Source organism: Pseudomonas sp. 1L-B-1-E-C1, assembly GCF_057291835.1.
The window spans coordinates 90,169-113,685 of sequence record NZ_JBXAWN010000013.1 but is presented as its reverse complement, the minus strand read 5'-3'; the positions used below and the strand labels follow the sequence as shown (position 1 = coordinate 113,685).

At 61.5% G+C, this 23,517-nt stretch carries 23 protein-coding genes and 1 pseudogene; 10 read left to right on the top strand and 14 right to left on the bottom strand.

From position 1 onward, the window contains the following. Positions 1–263: 263 nt before the first annotated feature. The 3 genes from AC0Z4S_RS22110 to AC0Z4S_RS22100 all read right to left on the bottom strand — a co-directional run bounded on the left by AC0Z4S_RS22110 (position 264) and on the right by AC0Z4S_RS22100 (position 3,158). Entirely contained in the window at positions 264–1,163 is a 900-nt protein-coding gene (locus AC0Z4S_RS22110; RefSeq protein WP_485624589.1) for a bestrophin family protein, read from the bottom strand. Between the two features lie 25 nt (positions 1,164–1,188). After that, positions 1,189–2,187, bottom strand: coding sequence for a GTP 3',8-cyclase MoaA (gene moaA / locus AC0Z4S_RS22105; RefSeq protein WP_471879526.1), 999 nt, complete (start codon positions 2,185–2,187; stop codon positions 1,189–1,191). Positions 2,188–2,306: 119 nt separating this feature from the next. Next, positions 2,307–3,158 (bottom strand): CAP domain-containing protein, encoded by an 852-nt coding sequence (locus AC0Z4S_RS22100; protein ID WP_485624588.1) that lies wholly within the window; start codon positions 3,156–3,158, stop codon positions 2,307–2,309. A gap of 198 nt (positions 3,159–3,356) precedes the next feature. On the opposite strand from AC0Z4S_RS22100, the gene AC0Z4S_RS22095 reads away from it, so the two are divergent. Next, complete coding sequence (locus AC0Z4S_RS22095; protein ID WP_485624587.1) at positions 3,357–3,977, top strand: cell wall hydrolase; 621 nt, start codon at positions 3,357–3,359, stop codon at positions 3,975–3,977. On the opposite strand, the gene AC0Z4S_RS22090 is transcribed toward AC0Z4S_RS22095, so the two are convergent. Beyond that, the gene (locus tag AC0Z4S_RS22090; RefSeq protein ID WP_064363540.1) at positions 3,974–4,687 is read right to left on the bottom strand and encodes a murein L,D-transpeptidase catalytic domain family protein; all 714 of its coding nucleotides are present in this window, start codon (positions 4,685–4,687) and stop codon (positions 3,974–3,976) included. The two genes, AC0Z4S_RS22095 and AC0Z4S_RS22090, sit on opposite strands and share 4 nt — an antisense overlap. Before the next feature lie 153 nt (positions 4,688–4,840). On the opposite strand from AC0Z4S_RS22090, the gene AC0Z4S_RS22085 reads away from it, so the two are divergent. Next, positions 4,841–6,457 (top strand): L,D-transpeptidase family protein, encoded by a 1,617-nt coding sequence (locus AC0Z4S_RS22085; RefSeq protein WP_485624586.1) that lies wholly within the window; start codon positions 4,841–4,843, stop codon positions 6,455–6,457. 86 nt (positions 6,458–6,543) lie between these two features. Here the strand turns inward: AC0Z4S_RS22085 and AC0Z4S_RS22080 are convergent, their stop codons facing one another. The 4 genes from AC0Z4S_RS22080 to AC0Z4S_RS22065 form a co-directional block, all read right to left on the bottom strand. Beyond that, a complete protein-coding gene (locus tag AC0Z4S_RS22080; RefSeq protein ID WP_485624585.1) occupies positions 6,544–7,386 on the bottom strand; it encodes an NAD-dependent protein deacetylase in 843 nt (280 codons plus the stop codon). 54 nt (positions 7,387–7,440) lie between these two features. After that, on the bottom strand, positions 7,441–8,487 hold the full coding sequence (locus AC0Z4S_RS22075; RefSeq protein WP_253502914.1) for a class I SAM-dependent methyltransferase: 1,047 nt from the start codon (positions 8,485–8,487) through the stop codon (positions 7,441–7,443). Positions 8,488–8,637: 150 nt separating this feature from the next. Then, the gene (locus AC0Z4S_RS22070; RefSeq protein WP_485624584.1) at positions 8,638–9,948 is read right to left on the bottom strand and encodes an ATP-binding protein; all 1,311 of its coding nucleotides are present in this window, start codon (positions 9,946–9,948) and stop codon (positions 8,638–8,640) included. Further along, on the bottom strand, positions 9,945–10,685 hold the full coding sequence (locus tag AC0Z4S_RS22065; RefSeq protein ID WP_024013314.1) for a response regulator: 741 nt from the start codon (positions 10,683–10,685) through the stop codon (positions 9,945–9,947). Before AC0Z4S_RS22065 ends, AC0Z4S_RS22070 begins: the two co-directional genes overlap by 4 nt. A gap of 297 nt (positions 10,686–10,982) precedes the next feature. Here AC0Z4S_RS22065 and AC0Z4S_RS22060 point away from each other — a divergent pair, with 297 nt between their 5' ends. From AC0Z4S_RS22060 to AC0Z4S_RS22050, 3 genes are all read left to right on the top strand, one after another. Continuing rightward, a complete protein-coding gene (locus AC0Z4S_RS22060) occupies positions 10,983–11,246 on the top strand; it encodes a DUF2790 domain-containing protein (RefSeq protein ID WP_016775158.1) in 264 nt (87 codons plus the stop codon). Between the two features lie 33 nt (positions 11,247–11,279). Beyond that, positions 11,280–11,660 (top strand): hypothetical protein, encoded by a 381-nt coding sequence (locus tag AC0Z4S_RS22055; RefSeq protein WP_485624583.1) that lies wholly within the window; start codon positions 11,280–11,282, stop codon positions 11,658–11,660. A gap of 92 nt (positions 11,661–11,752) precedes the next feature. After that, entirely contained in the window at positions 11,753–12,964 is a 1,212-nt protein-coding gene (locus tag AC0Z4S_RS22050) for a cytochrome c biogenesis protein DipZ (RefSeq protein WP_485624582.1), read from the top strand. 16 nt (positions 12,965–12,980) lie between these two features. Here the strand turns inward: AC0Z4S_RS22050 and AC0Z4S_RS22045 are convergent, their stop codons facing one another. Then, positions 12,981–13,442 carry a GNAT family N-acetyltransferase gene (locus AC0Z4S_RS22045; RefSeq protein WP_471879519.1) on the bottom strand — a complete coding sequence of 154 codons (462 nt, stop codon included), beginning with the start codon at positions 13,440–13,442 and terminating at the stop codon, positions 12,981–12,983. A gap of 230 nt (positions 13,443–13,672) precedes the next feature. Here AC0Z4S_RS22045 and AC0Z4S_RS22040 point away from each other — a divergent pair, with 230 nt between their 5' ends. Then, positions 13,673–14,485, top strand: coding sequence for a class I SAM-dependent methyltransferase (locus AC0Z4S_RS22040; protein WP_485624581.1), 813 nt, complete (start codon positions 13,673–13,675; stop codon positions 14,483–14,485). 140 nt (positions 14,486–14,625) lie between these two features. On the opposite strand, the gene pcsA is transcribed toward AC0Z4S_RS22040, so the two are convergent. Then, on the bottom strand, positions 14,626–15,342 hold the full coding sequence (gene pcsA / locus AC0Z4S_RS22035) for a phosphatidylcholine synthase (protein WP_485624580.1): 717 nt from the start codon (positions 15,340–15,342) through the stop codon (positions 14,626–14,628). Between the two features lie 259 nt (positions 15,343–15,601). On the opposite strand from pcsA, the gene AC0Z4S_RS22030 reads away from it, so the two are divergent. Continuing rightward, positions 15,602–16,339 carry a tellurite resistance TerB family protein gene (locus AC0Z4S_RS22030; protein WP_485624579.1) on the top strand — a complete coding sequence of 246 codons (738 nt, stop codon included), beginning with the start codon at positions 15,602–15,604 and terminating at the stop codon, positions 16,337–16,339. Between the two features lie 591 nt (positions 16,340–16,930). On the opposite strand, the gene AC0Z4S_RS22025 is transcribed toward AC0Z4S_RS22030, so the two are convergent. Then, the gene (locus AC0Z4S_RS22025; protein WP_485624578.1) at positions 16,931–17,389 is read right to left on the bottom strand and encodes an REP-associated tyrosine transposase; all 459 of its coding nucleotides are present in this window, start codon (positions 17,387–17,389) and stop codon (positions 16,931–16,933) included. Between the two features lie 194 nt (positions 17,390–17,583). Between AC0Z4S_RS22025 and ligD the strand changes: the two genes are divergently transcribed. Next, entirely contained in the window at positions 17,584–20,205 is a 2,622-nt protein-coding gene (ligD, locus tag AC0Z4S_RS22020; RefSeq protein ID WP_485624577.1) for a DNA ligase D, read from the top strand. Here the strand turns inward: ligD and AC0Z4S_RS22015 are convergent, their stop codons facing one another. The 3 genes from AC0Z4S_RS22015 to sodC all read right to left on the bottom strand — a co-directional run bounded on the left by AC0Z4S_RS22015 (position 20,206) and on the right by sodC (position 21,650). Further along, complete coding sequence (locus tag AC0Z4S_RS22015) at positions 20,206–20,607, bottom strand: hypothetical protein (protein ID WP_173867309.1); 402 nt, start codon at positions 20,605–20,607, stop codon at positions 20,206–20,208. It lies immediately after the preceding gene. A gap of 80 nt (positions 20,608–20,687) precedes the next feature. Further along, the gene (locus AC0Z4S_RS22010; protein WP_016775151.1) at positions 20,688–21,002 is read right to left on the bottom strand and encodes a DUF2388 domain-containing protein; all 315 of its coding nucleotides are present in this window, start codon (positions 21,000–21,002) and stop codon (positions 20,688–20,690) included. A 126-nt stretch (positions 21,003–21,128) separates the two neighbouring features. Continuing rightward, positions 21,129–21,650, bottom strand: coding sequence for a superoxide dismutase [Cu-Zn] SodC (gene sodC, locus AC0Z4S_RS22005; protein WP_485624576.1), 522 nt, complete (start codon positions 21,648–21,650; stop codon positions 21,129–21,131). Between the two features lie 336 nt (positions 21,651–21,986). Between sodC and AC0Z4S_RS22000 the strand changes: the two are divergent. Next, positions 21,987–22,649, top strand: a pseudogene (locus AC0Z4S_RS22000) (HAMP domain-containing protein); the annotation flags it as partial. Continuing rightward, complete coding sequence (locus AC0Z4S_RS21995; RefSeq protein ID WP_485624663.1) at positions 22,644–23,507, top strand: methyl-accepting chemotaxis protein; 864 nt, start codon at positions 22,644–22,646, stop codon at positions 23,505–23,507. The pseudogene AC0Z4S_RS22000 and the gene AC0Z4S_RS21995, both read left to right, overlap by 6 nt. Positions 23,508–23,517 lie beyond the last annotated feature (10 nt).

Here is a 23,517-nt window from a genome sequence, read left to right as displayed (position 1 = left end):
CGCGTGTTTCCGTTGGCGGAAAGCGTCGGCGGCAGGGCGGGCCCGGCGACCGGTGTGCCCGGATAGTAAGGGGGAATTCGCGCGCGTGTAAACGCAAAATTTGCCGGTGTCGCTTGGTGCGTTTGGTCTGATTGACCGAGTTGCCTTTTTCGCGAGCAGGCTCGCTCCCACATTGGAATGCATTTCAACTGTGGGAGCGAGCCTGCTCGCGAATGTCCGCACCTCGGTCCAGAGTGAACACGCCGGGCCCGCCGCTGTGCCTTTCAGCGCAGCACGTAGTCGTCCGGCTCCGGCGCGGGGGGCAATGGCGAGACACCCAGTTCGTGCAGCACATCGCGCTCCAGGGTGCGCACCAGCGCGTCGGTTGGCAGATCGTTTTCATCGCGGCCGAACGGGTCTTCGAGCTCGTCGGCAATCGCGTCGAAGCCGAAGAAGGTGTAGCTGACAATCGCCGTGAACAGCGGCGTCAACCAACCCAGCGATTGCGCCATGGCGAAGGGCAGCAGCAGGCAGAACAGGTAAATGGTGCGGTGCAGCAGCAGGGTGTAAGGGAAGGGCAGCGGCGTGTTCTTGATCCGGTCGCACACGGCTTGGGCCTGGGACAGGCAGGTCAGGTGATTGGCCAGCAATTGATAGCGCCATGGCGACAGCACACCGGCCGTTTCCAGCTCGGAACACTGGTGCCCGACCTGGTGCAGGATCTGCCCGCAGTGGTCCGGCGCAGCCTCGTCGATCGGCGGGCTGACCCAGTCGGCACTGGCCTGCGCCTCACTTTCTCCACGCAGCCGTGCGTTCAGTGCATGGGCGAATCCGCACAGGTTGCGCAACAGTTGTTCACGCAGGCTGGCGTCGTCGATGCCTTGGGTTTCGCGCATCACCGCGCGCACCCGCAACAGCACCTCGCCCCAGGCCTTGCGGCCCTCGTACCAGCGGTCGTAGCAGGCGTTGTTGCGAAAACTGAGGAATATCGACAGCGACAGGCCGAGCAGGGTGAACGGTGTCGCGTTGATCTCGGCGAAGTAGCGCGGCACAAGGATTTCAACCAGCACAATCGCTGCCGCCAGCAGTGTCAGCATCAAGGTGCGCACGGCAATGCGTTTGGCGATCGAACCTCTGAGGGTGAACAGCACGGCGAACTGATTGGGTCTCGGTCTGACGATCATTTCGCGGTCCCTGTTGTGCGGCGAATCAGCCGCCGGTCATGTTCATGAAACGCACCACTTGCACGTCGTCGTTGACTTCGAAGTTGTGTCGATAGGGCTTGAGTTTCATTGCCTCGATGATCGCGTTTTCCAGACGTTCCGGGTGGCCCGGATGGGCACGCAACACCGCTTTGAGGTCCATTGAATGCTCGTTGCCCAGACACAGCAGCAAGCGACCTTCGACGGTCAGGCGCACGCGGTTGCAGGTGCCGCAGAAGTTGTGGCTGTGCGGTGAAATGAAACCCAGGCGAATGTTCGGCGCCTCGGCCACGCGCCAGTAACGCGACGGCCCTTGCGTCGATTCGGTGGAGTCGATCAGGGTAAAGCGTTCGGCGATGCGGTCGCGCACTTGCGCGCTGGAATAGAAGGATTCGGCGCGGCTGTGTTCGGCGATCGCGCCCAGCGGCATTTCTTCGATGAAGGAAATATCCAGATCGCGGTCGATGGCGAAACTGACTAGATCGTTGATCTCGTGATCGTTGCGGCCCTGCATCACCACGCAATTGAGCTTGGTACGGGTGAAACCAGCGGCACGGGCCGCGTCGATGCCGTCGATGACCTGCGCCAGATCGCCGGTGCGCGTCAGCTCTTTGAAGCGCTGCGGATCGAGGCTATCGAGGCTGATGTTGAGACGCTTGACCCCGGCGTCGAACAGCGGCCTGGCCAGTCGGCCCAGTTGCGAGCCGTTCGTGGTCAGGCATAGTTCACGCAGGCCGGGCAGGGCGGCAATCTGCTCGCAGAGTTGCACGACGCCGGGGCGGATCAGCGGCTCGCCGCCAGTGAGGCGGATCTTGCGCGTGCCGAGGGCGACGAAACTTTGCGCCACCTGGAACAGCTCTTCGAGGGTGAGGATCTGCTGACGCGGCAGGAACTGCATGTCCTCGGCCATGCAGTAGACGCAACGAAAATCGCAGCGGTCGGTGACCGACAGGCGCAGATAATCCACGCGGCGGTTGTGACCATCGATCAATTCACGCTGTGTCATGGGCTCGCCTCGTGGATGTGGAGCGCCGTTATCGGGCGCAGACCGCGCAGGGTAGGCTGCGCTCGCCATGCCGTCCAATCACTCTGGCTGACCGAGTGATTGACGGCGTCGATGATGCCTTACGGTGCGCCGAACATCGCCGTCCAGTAAATGCCGGCGTTGCTTTTCGGATCGGTTGCGTACGCGGCGCCCAGTTCCTGGTATTGCGGGTTCATCAGGTTGGCGCAATGACCGGGGCTGGCGAGCCAGCCGTCGACAACCTTGCCGACGGTGTCCTGCCCGGCGGCAATGTTTTCACCGACCAGTTGCCCGCTGTAGCCGGACAGCTCGGCACGGTCACCGGGCGTGCGGCCGTCGCGGTCCTTGTGGTCGAGATAATTGTTGTTGGCCATGTCGCGGCTGTGATCCTGGGCAACGCTGCCCAGGGTGGCGTTCCAGGCCAGCGGTGCTGCCGCCGCGAAGGACTGGCCGCCGCACTGGCGCGCCTGGCTGCGCGCGGTATTGAGTTGCGCCAGCAGCTTTTGCCCTTCGCTTTGCGCATCGCCGAGTTTCGCCGTCAGCAACGGCCGCGCGAGGACGATGCGCCAGTCGCGATCGACGCGGCTGACGCCGATATCGACAAACTGCGGATCGAGCACCACCTGGCAGAAGCTTTCCTTGATCGCCTGCATCGCCGCTGCTGCATCGCGCGGGCCGTTGAGGGTGATCGCCTGCACGTTGACCATCGGGTAGTGGGCGCTGGTCATGGCCTGCTGCAGATCGACCGCGCCACTGGCCGGCAGGCGCAGGCGCGGGTCGGCGGACAGCGGTGGCAACTCGTTTGACGCCTGCGTGCCGCAACGCTGTGGCTGGCTGCGATAGCTGTTGATCGACTCAATCAATTGCAGTTCATCGGCGGCCAGCGCCGAGGTGGCGAATACCACGCCCAGCGACAGTGCGGCACAACGCAAAACAGACGGCATGAAGCGCATGGAAATCTCCCTTGAGCTGAATGCGCCCATGATGCGCGAAAGGCCCCCGATGGGTGAATGTCTTTTTCTTTTCGGTGGATTTTTTTCTGCGCTGGTGCGCCCGCACATTTGCTCGCTACACTTTGCGAAGACCCCGCAAACCGGGCGTCTCACCGACGTAACATCTTGCCCCGGGCGGGCGCTGACGGAAGAAACGATATGGGATTGAGAGGCTTGGCGGGCGGTTTGTTGTGTATCGTTTTTGCCGGTGCAGCATGGGCCGGCGCTCAGGCGCCGATCGAGGCCAAGGCGGAACAGAAAGCCGAGGTGCTGGAAGAGAAAGCGGCGGATAAGGTCAGCGCCGCGCCGGCGCCGAAATCCGAAGCCATCACCCCCACCGAAGCGCAGGCCGTAGACCCGGCCGGTGCCGCGCCACTGGACGATCCGCTGACTTGTCTGGCGCGCAGCATTTATTGGGAAGCCAAAGGCAAGGACACCCCGGAAATGGAGGCCGTCGCCAGCGTGGTGATGAATCGCCTCGGCCACGACGGCTTTCCCGACACGGTGTGCGCGGTGGTGAAGCAAGGTTCGGAAAGCGGCAACTGCCAGTTTTCCTGGTGGTGCGATGGCAAGCCCGATCAGGTCAAGGAGGACGCCGAATACGCGTTGGCCAAGGAAATCGCCGGCAAGGCGTTGAATCGCCAGCTCAAGGACCGCACCCGCGGCGCCCTGTATTTTCACGACCGCGGCGTACACCCGAGCTGGGCCAAGGCCTATCGCAACACGGCGCGGACCGGCAGGTTCCTGTTCTACAAACCCGCCGGCGGCGACGCGCGTTAACTGGCGTGGGTGTTGAGAATGCTCGCCACCTGCTGCGGCTGGCAGTTCAGGTACGGTGACTTTTGCAGCCAGCGCTGATCCGGGTACCAGGAAAACATGAACTGGCCGTTCTTCAGGCGATCGATCACCTGTTTGGCGATCTGCGGCCGCACGGCGGGGCAACCCTGACTGCGGCCGATGCGGCCCTGACGCTTGCTCCACAACGGGTTCACGTAACTGGCGGCATGAATCACGATCGCGCGATCGCGGGCCAGATCATTGAAGCCGGGCTCGAGGCCGTCCATGCGCAGCGAATAACCGTGGGTGCCTTCGTAGCTTTCCTGAGTGCGGAACAGGCCGAGACTGGACTGATAACTGCCTTCGCGGTTGGAAAACTGCGTGGCGAAGTTTTCCCCGGAATTCGAACCATGGGCAACCAGGTCGCGCAGCACCAGCTTCTGTTTGCTCAGGTCAAAGATCCACAGTCGACGTTCGGTGGACGGTTGCGAATAGTCGATGATCGCCAAATGGCGCGAGGGCTTTGCGCCGTTGTTGACCGCGCACTGCATGGCGTTCAATGCGCCTTTGAGCGCTTGGGGATTGAGTTCCGGCGCGGCGTGGGCGAGGCTGTTGTAGAGAACCGGCGATGGCTTGCCGGCGGCAAATACTGGGCTGGTCACGGCGACGAGGGTCGCGGTGCTCAACAGAAGTCGGCGCAAAAACGTCAACATTTTATAAAGTGTCCTCAACTTGCTACATAAACGGCACTTTGGCTCCTGACTCCCAGTCAATACCCGCAGGCTCCGAGGCTGGAGCCTGACTGTTCAGCGCACCTGATGTAAGGTTGGCCGTCATCTGGACGGCCATGGATTGGAGTAAAGCAGTTGTTCAAAAAGTACGCATGCTACTTGAGCATTTGTTTGCTCGCTGCGCCGTTTGTCGCTTGCGCCGATGAGCCGCTGCCCCCGCTGGAAACCCTGCCGACGCCTGAAACGCAACTGCCGGTAGAGCCGCGCAGCCCGTTGCAGGCCGTGTTGATCAGCCTGGCGCAGTCGTGCCCGACGATTGCTCCGCGCCTCAACGGCCCGGCGCTGCGTCAATTGCAGGCCTTCTATGAGCAGCAGGACTGGATGCCGGTGTGGGCGGGCGAGTCTGCACGATTGCCGGCATTGCGCGCGCAATTGCAGCTGTTGGCGGATGATGGGTTGAATCCGAATCGCTACGCCGTGACCACAACACCGCCGCAGGATGGCGAGTTGTGCGCCGACATCGACATCAGCCGCAACTACCTGCAGGCCTTGCAGGATCTGCATTACGGCCGTCTGTTGCAATCGCATTTCGAGCCGCTGTGGCGTGTCGACGGCCCGCCGACCGATCGTCAGGCGCAATTGCTCAGCATTGCCGTGCCGGGCATGAACGATATTGCTGCGGCGTTCGACCTGGCGCGTCCGCATCTGCCGCAATATCAAAGTCTGCGTCAGCTGTATGCCGCGCAACGCTTGCAGGCCTTGCCGCAATGGCAACCGGTGGGCAATGGTCCGCTGCTGCGCCCGGCGATGGAAGACCCGCGCGTGCCGGAACTGGCGCAGCGTCTGTACAGCGAAGGCTATCTGGCCCACGCGCTGGTGACGCCGGACAATGCCTACGATGACGTCCTGGTGGAGGCGGTGAAGCATTTTCAGGCCAGTCACTCGTTGCAAGCTGACGGCGTGGTCGGACCGGGCACCATTGCCGAGCTGAACATCAGCCCACTGACCCGGCGCGATCAGCTGCGCGTCAATCTCGAACGTTTCCGCTGGATGGCCCAGGACATGGAGCCCAGTGGGCTGGTGGTCAATGTCGCGGCCGCTGAGCTGACGCTGTATCAGGGCGGTCAATCGGTCTGGCAGACTCGCACCCAGGTCGGCCGCGCGGAACGTCAGACACCGCTGCTCAAGTCCCGCGTCACTCGACTGACGCTGAACCCGACCTGGACCGTGCCGCCGACCATCTGGAAAGAAGACAAACTGCCGGAAATCCGCAAGGACCAGACCTTCCTCAGCCGCCAGAACCTGCAAGTCCTCGACGCCAACGGCCAGCCCCTGGCGGCAGCGGACATCGACTGGGACAATCCCGGCAACATCCTCCTGCGCCAGGACGCCGGGCCGCGCAATCCGCTGGGGCAAATGGTCATTCGTTTCCCCAACCCGTTTTCGGTGTACCTGCACGACACGCCGAGCAAGGCGCTGTTTGAAAAAGGCCCACGGGCGTTCAGCTCCGGTTGCGTGCGTGTCGAGCATCCGCTGCAACTGCGCGATCTGCTGCTGTCACCGGCAGAAAAGACCCGCACCGATACTTTGCTGGCAACCGGTACCACTCATGAATTTCGCTTGTCGGCACCGGTGCCGATCCTGATGACCTACTGGACGGCGCAAGTCGACAGCAGCGGCCACGTGCGTTACGCCCCGGATATCTACAGCCGCGACAGCGCATTGCTGGCGGGGCTGGATCGGGCGCATTGAGTCAGAACACCTCGGTCAGTCCCCTCTCCCTCGGGAGAGGGCTAGGGTGAGGGGCCGATTTCAAGCCGAACCCATTACTCAAAATCTCACCGCCCCAGCTTCTCCACTAACCAAGGCAAAAGCGCCTCACACGACCCTTCAATCTTCAAATCGAGCAAATCATCCGCCCGGGTCTTGCCCAGATTGATCGCCATCAACGGCTTGCCACGCTCGGCAATCACCCGGCACAAACGAAACGCCGAATACGCCATCAACGATGACCCCACCACCAGCAACCCCGCCGCATTCTCGGCAGCGGCCATGGCCCGCGCCGCCGTCGCCTGCGCCACGTTCTCGCCGAAAAACACCACATCCGGTTTCATCCGCTCACCCGCGCAATGCGGGCACTGCGGCACCTGGAAGCGCGCTTCGAAGGCAGGGTCGAGCAAGGTATCGCCATCCGGCGCCTGCACCGCATCAACGCCACTCAGATAGGGATTCTGTGCCTCCATCTGGCGCTGGATCTCGTCGCGCTCGCTGCGTTGCCCGCAATCCAGGCACAGCACCCGATGCAGACTGCCATGCAGCTCGATCACATCGTGGCTGCCGGCCTGATCGTGCAAGGTGTCGACGTTCTGCGTGATCAAGTCACTGATCCGGCCACGCTGCTGCAACGTCGCCAGCGCCTCATGCGCTGCATTCGGCCGGGCCTGACGCACGCGCGGCCAGCCGAGCATGGCCCGCGCCCAATAGCGACGGCGTGATTGCGGGGCAGAAAGGAATTCCTGATACATCATCGGTTGCCGCCCGCGACGTACGCCGTCGCTGTCGCGGTAGTCCGGAATTCCCGATGGCGTGCTGATGCCGGCGCCGGTCAGGACGAGAAACTTATCCTCGGCCATCGCCTGCAACAGCGTATCGAGGTGTTCGCGGATCGGACTATCGAGCATGCTCAGCACTCCAGAATGGGCAGTGCTCGCAGGTTAGCACGCGATCCGCGCGGGTTACTTGCGCGCCTCCAGTATCAGGTTGAACGGTGTCTGCGTGGCGCGACGGAACTGCTTGAACCCGGCCTCGGTGAAGACTTTGCGCAGGCGCAGTTCACCGGCCTGTGCACCGAGTCCGAGGCCGACTTCCTGTGACAGCGAATTGGGTGTGCAGATAAACGTCGAAGCGGCGTAGAACAGACGGCCGACGGCGTTGAGATTATCGTCCAGTTTGTCGTTGGCGAACGGTTCGACCAACAACACCGTGCCGTCGTCTTTCAGTGACGCATAAGCGTGGCGGGCGGCGCCGACCGGGTCGCCCATGTCGTGCAGGCAGTCGAAAAAGCAGATCAGGTCGTAGTCGCCGCCGGGATAGTTTTTTGCCGTGCCCTCGAAAAATCTGGCGCGGTTGCCCACGCCACCTTCTTCGGCGCGTTGCGTGGCGACGGTGACGGAGGGCGCGTGGAAGTCGAAGCCGACAAACTGCGACCTGGGAAACGCCTGGGCCATGATCACCGTCGAGGCGCCGTGGCCGCAGCCGATGTCGGCAACCTTGGCGCCGCGCTCCAGTTTGGCTACCACGCCGTCCAGCGCCGGCAGCCATTCGGCTATCAGGTGACCTTTGTAGCCGGGGCGGAAAAAACGTTCGGTGCCGCTGAACATGCACGGATGGTGATCGCCCCAGGACAGCGCGCCATTGCCGCGCATGGCCTTGACCAGTTTGTCCTTGTCATGGAAAAACGATGCGACCACGCCGAGTCCGCCGGCGACATACACCGGCGAATCCTCCACGGCCAGCGCCAAGGCCTGTTCTTCCGGCAAGCGAAACTGACCGTCAAGGTGCTCCATGTAGCCGGACGCGGCGTGGGCGCTGAGCCATTCGCGCACCAGGCGCGGATTGCAGGTGGTTTTTGCTGCAAGGGCTTCGGGGCTGATCGGTTGGCTGTCGGCCATCGCCCGGTACAGACCGAGTTCTTCGCCGACGATGACATTGGCCAGCATCGCCGCGCCGCCCATGTCGTTGACCAGTTTGCCCATGAATTCGTTGAGCTTCGCCTCATTCATCACGTGTGCTCCTGAAACAGGATCACCGTCCGGCGGCGTTGAATGTCGAGGCAGGCGCCACCGGGCGGTGGTCACGGATAGGGGCAGGGCACAGCAGAAGTCCTGCGGCCCCCTCGACTGGGTAATGAATGAGTCTAGTCGGTGTTTTTCTCAGCGTGGCAGCGGCAACCTCAGTTCCGCGCACAACCCGCCGCCTTCACGATTGCTCAACATCAGCGAGCCACCCAGCGCCAGCGCCAATTGCTGGGCGATCGCCAGCCCGAGCCCGGTGCCGCCGGTGTCGCGGTTGCGCGAATTTTCTACGCGGTAGAACGGTTCCAGCACCTGCGCCAGTTCGGCCTCGGCGATGCCCGGGCCGCGATCGAGGACTTTCACCGACAGGCTGTTGCCCTGCGCTTCGACCTGCAGCTGCGCGGCACCGGCGAATTTCAGGGCGTTGTCGGTCAGGTTCACCAGGACCCGGCGCAGCGCTTGCGGACGGGTTTCGATCACCGCCTTGCTCTTGCCGCCGAGCTGCACGTCCTTGCCCATGTCCTGATAGTCGAAGACCAGGCTGTCGAGGAACGAGTCAAGATCGGTGCGCCGACTCTCTTCGGTGGCGCCGTGCACGCTGCGGGCATACGCCACACCTTCGCGCACCAGATGTTCGATCTCGCCGAGGTCGCTGCTCAGTTTGTCTTTCTCCACCGAGTCGTCCATGAACTCTGCGCGCAATTTCATCCGCGTGATCGGCGTTTGCAGGTCGTGGGAAATCGCCGCGAGCAATTGCATGCGTTCTTTCAGGTAGGCGGCGATGCGCGTTTGCATGGCGTTGAACGCCCGCGCGGCGTGGACGACTTCGGTCGGCCCTTGCTCGTCGAGCTTGATCGGATGCGCGTTGGGGTCGAGGGTTTCCACCGCATTGGCGAGGCGGGTGAGGGGCCGAATGGCAATGCGCACGGCCAGCCAGGTGCAGAGGATCAGCAGCGCCAGTTGGCCCAGCAGCACCACCGGCAACCACGGTGACAGTGGCACCATCGCCGGACGGATGTCGATGGTCACCGGGCTACCGTCGCTCAGGCGCAGATGGCCCTGGAAATGTCGTCTCGGACCGCCGGGAACCTCGGTAAACACTAATGGATAAGTGTCGCCGATGGCCGCAGTAATCGAGGCGATGGCGACGGACTCTTCCGCCGAGGTCACCGGCATGCCCGGTTCGCCCTCATTGAGCAGGTAGCCGTAATTGCGCCGGGCCAGGCGCGGTAACCAGGCCTCGCGCTCGGCGGCGGGCAGGCGATCGAGGATCGCCATCGAGGTCGAGACGTCGGTTTCGAGGTTACCGAGCATGGTGGTTTTGGCACTTTGATAACGCTCGTAATACTGCGCGCCGAACGACAGGCCCTGCGCGAGGATCAGCCCGATCAGGAAAATCAGCGACAGGCGCGAGGCCAGGGTGCGCGGCCATTGCAGCTTGAGTTTCATGCCGACGCCCCGAGCAGTTCGACCGGCAGCGAAAACACATAACCTTCGCTGCGCACGGTCTTGATGTAGGCCGGCTCGCGGGCATCATCCAGCAGGCGTTGGCGCAAGCGGCTGACCAGCAGATCGATGGAGCGGTCGAACAGATCGGCCTCGCGGCCCTGGGTCAGATTGAGCAGCTGATCGCGGCTGAGCACCCGTTGCGGATGGTCGAGAAACACCCGCAGCAAGCGGTATTCGGCGCCGCTGAGGGCGACCATGGTGCCGTCGCTGTCGAGCAGATGCCGGGCCGAGGTGTCCAGTTGCCAACGACCGAAGGCCAGCAGGCGTCCGGCTTCGGTGACCACCAGGTTCGGCGGCAACATGCGGGTGCGGCGCAACACCGCGTTGATCCGCGCCAGCAACTCACGTGCGGCGAAGGGTTTGCTCAGGTAATCGTCGGCGCCCATTTCCAGACCGATGATGCGGTCGGTCTCATCGTTGCGCGCGGTGAGCATCAGCACCGGCGTCGCCTTGTGTTTGCCCACACGCAATTCGCGGCACAGCTGCAGGCCATCGTCGCCAGGCATCATGATGTCGAGCACGATCAGGTCGACCGTATTGGCATCCAGGAAGCTGCGCATCTGCCGGCCATCGGCGACCACTGTCGTGCGCAGGCCGTTTTTCTTCAGGTAGTTGCCTACCAGTTCACGGATCTCGCGGTCGTCGTCGACGATGAGAATGTGATCGACATGTTCCATCGGTTCAAGCCTCTGTCAAAGGGGGAATGCCGTGCAGTCTATAGCGCCGTTGACCGCACGCCTGCCTGCCTTTGTATTGCAGTGTATCTGCCCTGACGGCGGATACACGCCGACGCAAAAACGCGATTTTCTGCGGGTTTTGTATCGCTGTGTATCTACACAAGGCGTGGATACACAACGAGTGATTCTCGTCCTTTCCTGACACAGACGCGATACCTCGGGGGCCTCAAATAGGCTCCATCGAGGCACGCACAGATCGCCTCGGCTCAAACCCACTGAAGCCTTGAGGACTACACCATGAACAACAAATCCGTATTCGCCGCCTGCCTGTTCGCCGCTCTGAACATCTGCACCCTGTCGGCCCACGCCGAAGCTGACGTCAGCCGGCAAACCTACACCTACGGCACCCATCTGGATATCCAGAAAGTACTGTCGATGACTGAAGACACTTCAGTGACCTGCGGCATCACCGAGGCGCGCATGACCTACCTCGATTCCGCTGGCAAAACCCGCGAGCTGGATTACAGCAAATTCGCTGACGGCTGCAACAACCAGAACTGAACCATCCCTACTTTTTCTGCAAGGAGTTTTGCCATGAACAACGTCTCGCGCTTTCTGACCGCAGCAGCCTTCGCTTTCACCGGTGCCGCCGCCCACGCCAACAGTGCCGTGGAGCAGAGCAGTTGCGCCAGCAGCACCTGCTTCCAGCTGAGCACAGTGGCGAAGGAGGGCAGCGATGCACTGATCGCCGCTGACGGCTCCAGCCGCACGCCGCAAGGCCAGACGCTTGCCGCTGATGGTTCCAGCCGCACGCCGCAGGGCCAGACGCTTGCCGCTGATGGTTCCAGCCGTACGCCGCAGGGCCAGATGGTTGCCGCTGATGGTTCCAGCCGTACGCCGCAAGGCCAACTGATCGCAGAAAACGGTGCCAGTCGCACGCCACAAGGGCAGTTGCTGGACGGCCAGAACGCATGAGCCACGGCGTTAATAAAGCAGGTTAGCGAGGGCGCGTTTCCCTCGCTGCCTGGTTGCGTGCCCAGCCCCCCCACATTCAAGGTGACCCCGTCATGTACCTCATCGCATTTCTCGGCGGTCTGCTGACCGTCCTCAGTCCGTGCATCCTGCCGGTGGTGCCGTTTCTGTTCGCTGGCGCCAACCGTACACGTTCCTCGATCCTGCTCACCCTCGCCGGCATGGCGCTGACCTTTGCGCTGATCTCCAGCCTTGCCGTGGTCAGCAGCGAGTGGGTGATTCAGGCCAGCAACACCGGCCGCCACGTTGCCTTGTTCGTCATGGCGCTGTTCGCCCTGTCGCTGATCTCGGCCCGCGTCGGTGACTGGCTGACCAAGCCCTTCGTCGCCCTGGGCAATCGTCTTGATCCGGACACCCGTAAACGAGCCGGACCGATGGGCTCGATCATGCTCGGTGTCGCCACCGGCCTTTTGTGGGCGCCGTGTGCCGGGCCGATCCTTGGAGTGATTCTCACCGGCGCGATGCTGCAAGGTGCCAATGCGCAGACCAGTCTGTTGCTGCTGGCTTACGGCGCTGGCAGTGCGTTGTCGCTGGGCACGTTGATCTTCGCCGGGCGCGGTCTGGTCAATCGGCTGAAACCATCGATCCCGTTCAGTGGCTGGTTGCGCCGTGGTGCCGGAGTTGCGGTGCTCGCTACCGTCGCGGTGATAGCAACGGGCGTCGACAAGACTTTGCTTGCCAGCACCTCTTCGGAAGGCGTGGCCAGCGTCGAGAAAAACGTCCTGGAGAACGTGCCGAAAGTGGTCGACTACTTTGTCAGCAAGGTCCGCGCCGATTCGATGACGGACCAGGCTCAAGGCACAATGCCGTCGCTGTCGGGCGCTGTGCAGTGGCTCAACTCACCGGAACTGAACGCCGAATCCCTGCGCGGCAAAGTGGTGCTGGTGGACTTCTGGACCTACGATTGCATCAACTGCCAGCACACCCTGCCGTACGTCAAGGACTGGGCGCAGAAATACGAGAAGGACGGCCTGGTGGTGATCGGCGTGCATACGCCGGAGTATGGCTACGAGCGCATCATCGACAACGTCAGGGATCAGGTGAAAAAACTCGGCATCACCTACCCGGTAGCGATCGACAACGACTATGCGATCTGGCGCAACTTCGACAACCAATACTGGCCGGCGCATTACCTGATCGATGCCAAGGGGCAGGTGCGTTACAGCCACTTCGGTGAAGGTCGCTATGCGGAGCAGGAGCAGATGATCAAGCAGTTGCTGGAGGAGGCGAAAGCACCTGCAGCCTGATCAAACAAACAATGGCTCACAGGTCGCGGACCATGAGCCATTGTTGTTTTTCCCACGCTTGGAAACGCTCCAATAGCTGCCAACCGCGTTTGCCGTAGTAGTCGTGTTTGTCTTGCGTGTGCAAGTACAAACGCGATACCCCACGCTGCTTTGCTGCGTCGCAAATCCCTTCAATCAGTTGCTCAGCCAGGCCTTGCCCGCGCGCCTCAGGGTCGACGAATACACAGGCAAGCCATGGGCCGAGATCGGCGCGATCGGCCAAGTCGTTGCGAGCGAGTGCAGCACCACCGAGCAGTCGTTCACCGTCCATGGCAATCAGGCACGACCATTCGCCGTTGCTTTGGCCTTCGGCAAATTCGCGCTGCCATTGAGCCAGGGGCTGGTCGGCGTACTCGTAGTGGAATTGTTGGTGAATCCACGCCGCGTAGCGATCGCTGTGTTGCATGTGCGCGGCGAGCCAGTCGAGGTGCAGTGACATCGGTCGAGTCCTTTGCGTAGGCGAGCCCGCATCAGAAACCAATCCCGCGACGCTGGCAATGCGCAAGGTGTATCAGGGGCTTGACAGATTCCCGCCGCTCATCGGCAAAGTGCCCGGTTTACGGGGTTGCCGGACGATTGACAGGGACGCCGGGCAGCCTCGGCGCGATAGTGAGCAAGCACGGTCCGCGTCGCAGCCTGTGCATTCTCTCTGCCACGGAGCTCGCTGTCATGAGTACCCCGATTGATCTCACTGCCCTGAAGGAACGTCAGAAAGTCGCTTGGACCAGTGGCGACTACGCCGTGATCGGCACCACATTGCAAATCGTCGGCGAAAGCCTCGCCGAGGCCTGCGATCTGCGCTGTGATGAACAGGTGTTGGATGTCGCTGCTGGCAACGGCAATGCAACCCTGGCAGCGGCGCGGCGCGGGTGTGTAGTGACCTCGACCGATTACGTGGCGGCGCTGCTGGAGCGTGGTCAGGATCGCGCCCGGGCCGAGCATCTGGAGGTGATTTTTCAGGTGGCCGATGCCGAGGCGCTGCCGTTTCCCGATGAAAGCTACGACGCCGTGTTGTCGACGTTCGGCGTGATGTTCGCGCCCGATCAGGTCACCGCCGCTGCCGAGCTGGGCCGGGTCTGTCGTCGCGGCGGGCGGATCGGTATGGCGAACTGGACGCCGGAAGGCTTCGTCGGGCAGATGTTCAAGATCCTCGGTCAGCATCTGCCACCGCCTGCGGTTGCACAGCCTCCCTCGAATTGGGGCTCGGATGCATGGCTGCACAAGCAGTTCGATGATCGCGATTTTGTCGTACGCGTGACGCGCAACCACTTCAACTTCCGCTACCGCTCGGCGGCGCACTTCATTGACATCTTTCGGCACTGGTACGGGCCGGTGCACAAGGCTTTTGCGGTGTTGTCGCCGGAGGCTGGGCAGGCGCTGGAGGATGATCTGATGGAGTTGCTCAATCGCTCGAATCGGGCGGGGGACGAGTCGCTGGTGGTGCCGAGTGAATATCTGGAAGTGGTGATTACCAAACGTTAGTCCGCATCGGATCTCCTGATCGATGAAGAATCTCTGTGGGAGCGAGCCTGCTCGCGAAAGCGGTGTGCCAGACAACGTTTATATTGATGGAACCACCGCATTCGCGAGCAGGCTCACTCCTACAGGGGGAGGTGTTTATTTCAATGGCCGCGATCAAACCACTCCAGCGCCGTGCGCCAGATGCAGATCCCCAGGAAGTAAGCCGACATCAGCAACCACAGACCCATCACCATCGGGTTGACCACCGGGTGATTGAGCACCAGCGACAAACTGCACAGCAGCCAGATCGCGGTGACGGCAATGTTGATCGGCATGAAGCGGCGCACGCGGAACGGGTGCAGGAACTTCATCCGCGTCACCGTCAGCAGCGCCAGACCTATCACTGTCAGGAAGGTGATCCACGGCCCCGGGCCAATGATGTACAGACACAACGCAACCACGTTCCATGCCGCCGGGAAACCGACAAAATAGTTGTCCTTGCTCTTCATGTTGACGTTGCAGAAGCAGAACAGCGAGGACACCAGAATCACCGACACCGTCAGCAACAAGGTGTAATCGGGGAGGGGAATGTAGCGGTAGATAAACAGTGCCGGGATGAACACATAAGTCAGGTAGTCGATCACCAGATCAAGAATCGAGCCGTCGAAACTCGGCAACACCGATTGCACATTGACCTTGCGCGCCAGTGCGCCATCGAGGCCGTCGACGATCAGCGCTACGCCCAGCCACATCAGGCAATGGATCGGCTGGTTTTCCAGCAGGGCGAGGGTGGCAAGGAAGGCGGTGACCACGCCGGTCGCGGTAAAACCATGGGCGCCCCATGCTTTCAGCCTGGCGATGTGTACGGTGGATATCACGGGGGCGTTCTCCAGAAAGTGAAGCAAGCCGGGTATCGCCCACCGTCAGGAAGGGCGTCGGCAAACCGGGTCGGGTTGCAGCTATCGACCGGTTTGGCCGGGATAAGGTTCACCACCCTTGAATCTTAGCTGGCTGGCGGAAAATTTCTCGGGTGGCGATTTATCGATTAACGGGCGTCAGCCAAACGGTGCTGGCGCTATGGCCGCGTCGGTCTATCGTTGCCTGACGCAATCGGGCCGGGGCCTTGAGGATGACGACATGAACACCAGCGATTTGCTCGAACAACTGCTGCGAGGCCAGGCCTCGGCGGGACAACAACGTGGTGCTGCGGCCGGCGATGGCCTGGGCGGATTGCTTGGCGGCCTGTTGGGCGGTGGAGGGCAGACCCGCGCAGGTGCTGGCGCGGCTTCCGGCGGACTCGGCGGCTTGGGTGGGTTACTGGGAGGCTTGCTCGGTGGTGGCGGCTTGGGAAGTGCCTTGGGTGGCGGCAACCGAAGTCGTTCCGGCGGCACCCATTACGCGGCCCTCGCTTCGCTGGGCATGATGGCCTACCAGGCGTATCAAGCCTGGCAACGCAGCCAGGCTAGCAAGGCGCCGCCAGACCTGCCACAAACCGCCGACCTGCTCGCCGGCCCGCAAATCGAAACCCACAGCCACGCGGTACTGCGCGCCTTGATCGCCGCTGCCAAGGCCGACGGACGTATCGACGACGCAGAGAAGCACCTGATCGGCAGCGAAATCGGCAAACACACCGCGGATCCGCAGTTGCAGCAATGGCTCGACGCCGAAGTCGCCAAACCGCTGGATCCCGGTGAAGTAGCAGAGTCCGCGGGTGGCGATCCGGCCGTAGCCGCCGAAATGTACCTGGCCAGCGCGATGCTGGTGGACGATCAACAGGACGCCGAACGCAGCTATCTCGATGAGCTGGCCGCAGCCTTACAGATTGATCCGGATCTGCAGGTCCATCTGGAACAGCAGGCCAAAGGACAAGCCTGACGCAACATCAAAAGATCGCAGCCTTCGGCAGCTCCTACATTTGAAATACGGTGCAACCGTAGGAGCTGCCGAAGGCTGCGATCTTTTGATCTTCAGAGCCAGAAAGGGTAATCCCCCAGGCGCGCCACGCGACCGGCTCGTATGGTGGCCCTGCCTGCACCGAGTGCGGCGTTTTCAAAAATAAAAGATCGCAGCCTTCGGCAGCTCCTACATTTGAAATACGGTGCAACCGTAGGAGCTGCCGAAGGCTGCGATCTTTTGATCTTCAAAGCCAAATGACGGCCACACAGGGTAATCCCCCAAGCGCTACCAGACCGGCTCGCATGGTGCGGCGTTTTCGAAGATAAGAGATCGCAGCCTTCGGCAGCTCCTACATTTGGAATACGGTGCAACTGTAGGAGCTGCCGAAGGCTGCGATCTTTTGATCTTCAAAGCCAAATGACGGCCACACAGGGTAATCCCCCAAGCGCCACCAGACCGGCTCGCATGGTGCGGCGTTTTCGAAGATAAGAGATCGCAGCCTTCGGCAGCTCCTACATTTGGAATACGGTGTAACTGTAGGAGCTGCCGAAGGCTGCGATCTTTTGATCTTCAGAGCCAGATTGCGTCCCACAGCGGGTACTCCCCCAGGCGCGCCACCAGACCGGCTCGCACAGGATTCTTGACGACGTAGAGCGCAGCGGCTTTGAGATCTTCATCCCGCCTCAAGGCGCGGTCGTAATACCCTCGCTGCCATAATTGTCCCTGGCGGCCATGTCTTCGGTTGTATGCCTGGCAACTTCGCGATTTAACGCGACACATCAAATCTGCAAGCGAGCCCTCATTAAGCTCAACGAGCCAATGCAGGTGGTCTGGCATTACGACCCAAGCCAGAGAGGTGGCTAACCCGGCTTCACTGCACCGTCTCAACTCGGTTACCACCAATCTACCGTCGTGCCAGTTGGCAAAAACACGCTCACGTTGATTAACCACGGCTGTAAGCAGATAAATCCTTCCGGTTTCAGAGTACCGACCCTTTCTCAGACGACAGGCTTTTGCAGCAGCAGGCATTCCATAGCCTCCCTTTCAAGATCCAGAAAAAACCTTAGCGTCCGTACCCTGTTTAGCCAGCCCAGGCAATTACTGGATGTGTCGTTACAAGCCCCGGCCGCTCCATCCGTCCGGGGCTTTTTTACGTCGATTGAATTTTTCCGCCGCCGTGTCGCTCTTCTGCATACCAGAACCCGTTTGCCATCGGTGTGCTCATGAACAGGAACCTCGACGATTACAACCGCATGCGTGATTTTTCCGCGACTTCGGAACCGGCTGCGGTCAAGCGCCCGGGGCGCAAGTCTGCCAAGGATCATGCTTTGCAGTTCTGCATCCAGAAGCACGACGCTTCGCACCTGCATTACGACTTTCGCCTGGAACTCGATGGCGCGCTGAAGAGCTGGGCGGTGCCGAAGGGGCCGTCGCTCGATCCCAAGGTCAAGCGCCTGGCGATTCATGTCGAGGATCATCCGCTCGATTACGCGACGTTCGAAGGCAGCATTCCCGAGGGGCATTACGGCGCTGGCGATGTGATCGTCTGGGATCGCGGCGTGTGGATTCCGCTGGAGGATCCGCACAAGGCCTACGCGAAGGGCCGGCTCAAGTTCGAGTTGCAAGGCGAGAAGCTCGGCGGCGTGTGGAATCTGGTGCGCACGCACATGCCGGGCAAGAAAGAACAATGGTTTCTGATCAAGCATCAGGACAATGCCGCACGCCCGCAGGATGATTTCGATGTGCTGGTCGCCGAGCCCGACAGCGTGCTCAGCGAACGCACAATTGTCGGCAAACCCACGCTGGCCGCGGAACAGGCGAAACCGGTCAAGAAGGCTCCGGCCAAGTCGCGCAAACAGGCCTCGGGCCAGCTCACCGGCGCTCGCAAGGCCAAACTGCCGGCGCTGATCAAACCGGAACTGGCGACGCTGGTCGATAGCGCACCCGAAGGGCAGTGGAGCTATGAGATCAAATTCGACGGTTACCGAATCATGGCGCGGATTGATCATGACGAGGTGCAGCTGTTCACCCGCAACGGCCACGACTGGACGCACAAATTGCCTCAGCAGGCCAAGGCGCTGGCGGCGCTGGGCCTTGAATCGGGTTGGCTCGATGGCGAGATGGTGGTGGCCAACGAGCAGGGCGTGCCGGATTTTCAGGCGCTGCAGAATGCCTTCGATGCCGGGCGTAGCGGCAACATTGTTTATTACCTGTTCGACTTGCCGTTTCTCAACGGTGTCGACCTGCGTGATGTGCCGGTCGAAGAGCGCCGCGCGGCGCTGAGCACCATCCTCGGCGCACAGAAAGATTCTTCACCGCTGCGCTTCTCCGAAGCTTTCGAAGAAACCCCGGATGCGTTGCTCAACAGCGCCTGCCAGATGCAAATGGAAGGCCTGATCGGCAAGCGTCTTGGCTCGCCTTATGTGTCTCGGCGCAGCGGCGACTGGATCAAGCTCAAGTGCAAGCACCGGCAGGAATTCGTCATCGTTGGCTACACAGATCCCAAAGGTGCGCGCAGTGCTTTCGGCGCGTTGCTGCTGGGCCTGCACGACCGTGACAGCGGCGAGTTGCGCTATGCCGGCAAGGTCGGCACCGGATTCAATGAAACCACGTTGAAAAGCATCCTTGCCCAGCTCAAGCCGTTACAGACCAAGAGCGCGGCGGTGGTCAATCCGCCGAGTGGTTTCGAGGCCAAGGGCGTGCACTGGCTGAAGCCGAAACTGCTGGCGGAAGTGGCGTTCGCGGAAATGACCAAGGACGGCTCGGTGCGCCATGCCGTGTTCCACGGTCTGCGTGATGACAAACCGGCCAAGGACATTACAGAGGAGCGAGCGAAGCCTGTGAAAGCTGCCAAATCCGAAAAATCCGAGAAGACCGAAAAAACCAAACCCGCCGCGAAGAAACCGGCGAAGAAAACTGCTGCCAGCAAAGCCGAAACCGCGCCGTCGCAAGCGGGACTGGCCGGCGGCAAGGTGCGCATCACTCACCCTGATCGGGTGATCGACGCGGTCAGCGGCACGACCAAAATGCAGCTGGCGCAGTATTACGCCAGCGTTGCCGAATACATCCTGCCGCAACTCAAGGATCGCCCGGTCGCGCTGGTGCGTGCGCCGGACGGTATCGCCGGTGAACTGTTCTTTCAGAAGAACGCCGATCGGCTGGCCATTCCCGGCATCACCGCACTGGACAAAGATGTCACCGGCCAGCCAGTGATGATGATCAACAACCCTGAAGCGCTGGTCGGCGCGGTGCAGATGAGCACCGTGGAGCTACACACCTGGAACGCCACGACGGTGGATCTGGACAAGCCCGATCGCTTCGTCCTCGACCTCGACCCGGATCCGGCGCTGCCATGGAAGAGCATGGTCGAAGCCACCGCGCTGACCCTCACCGTGCTCGATGAGCTGGGGCTCAAGGCCTTCCTGAAAACCAGCGGCGGCAAGGGTATCCACCTGGTCGTGCCATTGACACGCAAACATGGCTGGGACGAAGTGAAGGACTTCAGTCACGCCATCGTCAGCCACATGGCTAACCTGCTGCCCGATCGAATTTCAGCAGTGTCGGGGCCGAAAAACCGGGTCGGACGGATCTTCATCGATTACCTGCGCAACGGTCTCGGCGCAACCACCATTTGTGCCTATGCCGCGCGGGCCCGTGAAGGCATGCCGGTATCGGTGCCGGTGTATCGCGAGGAGGTCGCCGAGCTCAAGGGCGGCAATCAGTGGAACATTCACAATGTTCACGAGCGTCTGGCAGAGGTTGGTGACGAACCGTGGGCAGACATGAAGAAAACCCGTCAGACCATCACTGCCGAAATGCGCAAACGGGTCGGCATGAAAAAGTGATCAGGTGTCGCGCAGCAAGTCGTGGGCGTTGAGCAGTTCGAAGGCGATTTGCGGGTGATTTTCCAGGCCTTTGCGAATCGCCGCAGGGATCGCCGCACGGGTCTTGCGGCACAGCCCCGGCAGATCGTCGATCTGAATGGCAATGCCGCGCATGGTGCGTACTTCGTTGAAACCGGGCGCGACGTCGACGCGAATGCCCAACTGCTCATACATGCGCTGTTGCAAGCGTTTGAGATCGTCGAGGTCTTTGAGTTGTTCCAGACGCGCCAGGAGGATTTTCTCCTCGGCACGAGTCAGGCGCAGAATGCGCAAATCGGCGCCGGGCGTTTCCAGCAAAGGATCGCGCCCGCAGATGCAGGCGCCGGGTGGGCAGGGTGAGCGCAAGGGCACGGTCGTCGTCATGGCCTCCATCATAGAGGCCGTCGGACATATTTGCCTATGCGCACTCAGCGGCCGTCCATCGGCCGCTGCTTCCCTCGTGACTACTGCTGCACGCCTTCGTATTGCACCAGAATGGCATTGGCCAGGTCTTCATCGCTGGCGTTCAAGCCAGGGTTGGCCTGACGCACCTGTTGCAGTACCGACTCAAGATAAACCCCACGAATGGCCCCGCCGCTGGCGACAAAGGCAGACACGTCGTCACGGGCCGGAATCACCATTTTGTCATCCTTGAAGGTCGAGTACAGCGACGCGGAGACACCTGCCGACGTGGCGACGTCACCCGCGTCAACGCGGGCCAGCGCCGAACCGACCGGCAGGCAAAGCATTAAAGAAGAAATCAGGACTAACTTGCGCATGACGTGTTCCTCCACAAGCGCGAAGCAAAAAGGGAAGGGACTACATAGCTTCAGAGATAATCGGCGCGCCGGAGTTCCGTGAGCGGAAAAAAGCCTTGGGTCAGGGCATTATCCCGCTCAGTCGGATCAGATCACCCCGCAGGCCATGCGGTCGCCGCCACCGCCCAGTGGCTTGGGCATGTCGGAATGGTTATCGCCGCCGGCGTGAATCATCAGGGCGTGGCCCTTGATCTCGGAGATTTTCTTCAGCCGCGGCGCCAGCACCGGATAGTTGGCGACACCGTCAGTCGTCACATATACCGCTGGCAGATCACCCAGATGCCCGTCCGCGTACGGGCCAAGATGCTTGCCGGTTTTCGCCGGATCGAAGTGCCCGCCAGCGGCCAGTGCCGCGCCTTTGACGCCATCTTTGGTGCCCGCTTCGCAACTGCCGTTTTCATGGACATGGAAGCCGTGAATGCCGGCCGGCAATGATTTCAGCTCAGGGGTAAACAGCAGACCGTAAGGCGTTTCGCTGACCGTGACCGAACCGATCGCCTGCGGCGCACCGTCGGCGCTGACCAGATTGATCGCGACTTTCTCCGTTGCCGCCTGTGCGGTGCCGATTGCCAGGGTGCCGAGCAGGCCAAACCACAGTGCGCGTTTCATAAGCGTTTCCTTCAGCTGCATGAATGTTCGAAGCGATGGATTCATAGCCCGCCAGGGTTAACCGGCGATGAAGACGTAATCCATCGGCGCTGCAAAGTCTGACTGGGCCTGCGCTTGAAAAGTTTTGCCGGATTCAAGTCGCCACTGACATCAGCCGATACGCTCTGTGTCGGCAGTTCTATCCAGATAGGCTTAACTGAAATCCGACAAGCGCAATCCAGCGTGCCCACGGGAGATTCCACGGTGTCGATCAAACTGCGTTTGGTGTTGCTGATTGCGACCAGTCTGCTGACGGCGCTGATCGTGAGTCTGGTCAGTTACGTCGGCAATTTGCGGATGGCCACGGCGGTCAGCGATAACACGGTGAGCATGAGCGCGCTGCGCAATCACATGGAAGCCGACATGATGCACGACGCCCTGCGCGCCGATGTCTATTCGGCGATGCTGGTGGGTTTGGGCAAAAGCACCGGCACCGCCGCTGAAGTGCGCGATTCGCTGGCCGAGCATGCCGGGCATTTTCGCGAGGTGCTGGATGACAACCTGAAACTGCCGATCAATCCGACATTGCGCACGGCGCTGGAGCAGATCAAGCCGAGCCTCGATACCTACATCAAGTCTGGCGAGCGGATTGTCGCTGTGGCGCTGGACAACCCGGACGCCGCCCAGCAGCAGCTTGGTACTTTCAATAGCGCCTTCACTCAGCTCGAAGAGCAGATGGGCGCGCTCAGCGAACTGATCGAAAACAACACCCTGCACACCAGCGAAGGCACCGAAGCGGCCATCCGCCACGCCAATCTTGCGCTGGGAGTGGTGTTGGTCGTCAGTCTGTTGCTGCTGCTGATTCAGGGGCGCTGGGTGATCCTGAGTATCATGGGGCCGCTCAAATCCGCCAGCCACATCGCCGAAAGCATCGCCCATGGCAATCTCAGCGAACCGATTGTCGAGCCCAGCGGCAAAGACGAAGCCAGTGCCTTGATCCGCACGCTGGCGACCATGCAGCGCGATCTGCGCAATATGATCGACGTGGTGCGGCGCAACGCCCACGGCGTCAGCGGCATGAGCGAGCAGCTCAGCCACGGCTGCCATCAGGTCGCCGACAGCAGCCAGCAACAAAGCGTCGCCGCCGGGACCATGGCCGCCGCCGCCAGCCAGATGACCGCCAGCATCGAAGAAATCACCCGCCACGCCGAACGCGCCCTGAGCATGGCCAATCAGGCCGAAAACCTGGCCAAGGAGGGCGGGGGAGTGATTCACCAGGTTGTCAGCGACATGGACGGCATCGCCCGCTCGGCGCAGCAGTCGGCGCAGGTGATCCGCACACTGGATCAGGAGTCCGAGGCGATCTTCAATATCATTCAAGTGATCAAGAGCATCGCCGACCAGACCAATTTGCTGGCCCTCAACGCCGCGATCGAGGCGGCGCGCGCGGGTGAACAGGGCCGAGGATTCGCCGTGGTCGCGGATGAAGTGCGCAGTCTGGCGGCACGCACCAGCGCCTCGACCCAGGAGATCGCCGCGATGGTCGCTCGCATTCAGAACAGCACGCGCGAGGCGGTCAGCAGCATGGAGGCGGGTGTGGCGCAGGTCGACAAGGGCATGGCGGTGACGGCGGAAGTCGAGCGAGCGATTCGGGAAATCCTTGATGCCACGCTGAGCACCACACAACTGGTCAACGACATCACTCGCACGATTGGCGAACAGAGTATGGCCAGTAACGAAATCGCCCATCAGGTGGAGATGATTGCCGAAATGAGCGAGGGCAATAGCCGGGTGATCGGGCAGACCGCGACGACCACGGACGAGTTGTCGAATCTGGCCGGGCAGTTGGCGCGGTCGGTGGATCGGTTTCGGTTGTGATATTCAGATG

Excerpts from the sequence above, each read along its gene's own strand:
- AC0Z4S_RS22100 (WP_485624588.1), bottom strand. The coding sequence starts at position 3,158 with ATGCGCTTCATGCCGTCTGTTTTGCGTTGTGCCGCACTGTCGCTGGGC.
- AC0Z4S_RS22095 (WP_485624587.1), top strand. The coding sequence starts at position 3,357 with ATGGGATTGAGAGGCTTGGCGGGCGGTTTGTTGTGTATCGTTTTTGCC.
- AC0Z4S_RS22040 (WP_485624581.1), top strand. The coding sequence starts at position 13,673 with ATGAGTACCCCGATTGATCTCACTGCCCTGAAGGAACGTCAGAAAGTC.
- sodC (WP_485624576.1), bottom strand. The coding sequence starts at position 21,650 with ATGAAACGCGCACTGTGGTTTGGCCTGCTCGGCACCCTGGCAATCGGC.
- AC0Z4S_RS22060 (WP_016775158.1), top strand. The coding sequence starts at position 10,983 with ATGAACAACAAATCCGTATTCGCCGCCTGCCTGTTCGCCGCTCTGAAC.
- AC0Z4S_RS22070 (WP_485624584.1), bottom strand. The coding sequence starts at position 9,948 with ATGAAACTCAAGCTGCAATGGCCGCGCACCCTGGCCTCGCGCCTGTCG.
- AC0Z4S_RS22075 (WP_253502914.1), bottom strand. The coding sequence starts at position 8,487 with ATGAATGAGGCGAAGCTCAACGAATTCATGGGCAAACTGGTCAACGAC.
- AC0Z4S_RS22025 (WP_485624578.1), bottom strand. The coding sequence starts at position 17,389 with ATGCCTGCTGCTGCAAAAGCCTGTCGTCTGAGAAAGGGTCGGTACTCT.
- moaA (WP_471879526.1), bottom strand. The coding sequence starts at position 2,187 with ATGACACAGCGTGAATTGATCGATGGTCACAACCGCCGCGTGGATTAT.
- AC0Z4S_RS22080 (WP_485624585.1), bottom strand. The coding sequence starts at position 7,386 with ATGCTCGATAGTCCGATCCGCGAACACCTCGATACGCTGTTGCAGGCG.
- AC0Z4S_RS22110 (WP_485624589.1), bottom strand. The coding sequence starts at position 1,163 with ATGATCGTCAGACCGAGACCCAATCAGTTCGCCGTGCTGTTCACCCTC.
- ligD (WP_485624577.1), top strand. The coding sequence starts at position 17,584 with ATGAACAGGAACCTCGACGATTACAACCGCATGCGTGATTTTTCCGCG.
- AC0Z4S_RS22015 (WP_173867309.1), bottom strand. The coding sequence starts at position 20,607 with ATGACGACGACCGTGCCCTTGCGCTCACCCTGCCCACCCGGCGCCTGC.
- AC0Z4S_RS21995 (WP_485624663.1), top strand. The coding sequence starts at position 22,644 with ATGCAGCGCGATCTGCGCAATATGATCGACGTGGTGCGGCGCAACGCC.
- AC0Z4S_RS22030 (WP_485624579.1), top strand. The coding sequence starts at position 15,602 with ATGAACACCAGCGATTTGCTCGAACAACTGCTGCGAGGCCAGGCCTCG.
- AC0Z4S_RS22045 (WP_471879519.1), bottom strand. The coding sequence starts at position 13,442 with ATGTCACTGCACCTCGACTGGCTCGCCGCGCACATGCAACACAGCGAT.
- AC0Z4S_RS22055 (WP_485624583.1), top strand. The coding sequence starts at position 11,280 with ATGAACAACGTCTCGCGCTTTCTGACCGCAGCAGCCTTCGCTTTCACC.
- AC0Z4S_RS22010 (WP_016775151.1), bottom strand. The coding sequence starts at position 21,002 with ATGCGCAAGTTAGTCCTGATTTCTTCTTTAATGCTTTGCCTGCCGGTC.
- AC0Z4S_RS22050 (WP_485624582.1), top strand. The coding sequence starts at position 11,753 with ATGTACCTCATCGCATTTCTCGGCGGTCTGCTGACCGTCCTCAGTCCG.
- AC0Z4S_RS22090 (WP_064363540.1), bottom strand. The coding sequence starts at position 4,687 with ATGTTGACGTTTTTGCGCCGACTTCTGTTGAGCACCGCGACCCTCGTC.
- AC0Z4S_RS22065 (WP_024013314.1), bottom strand. The coding sequence starts at position 10,685 with ATGGAACATGTCGATCACATTCTCATCGTCGACGACGACCGCGAGATC.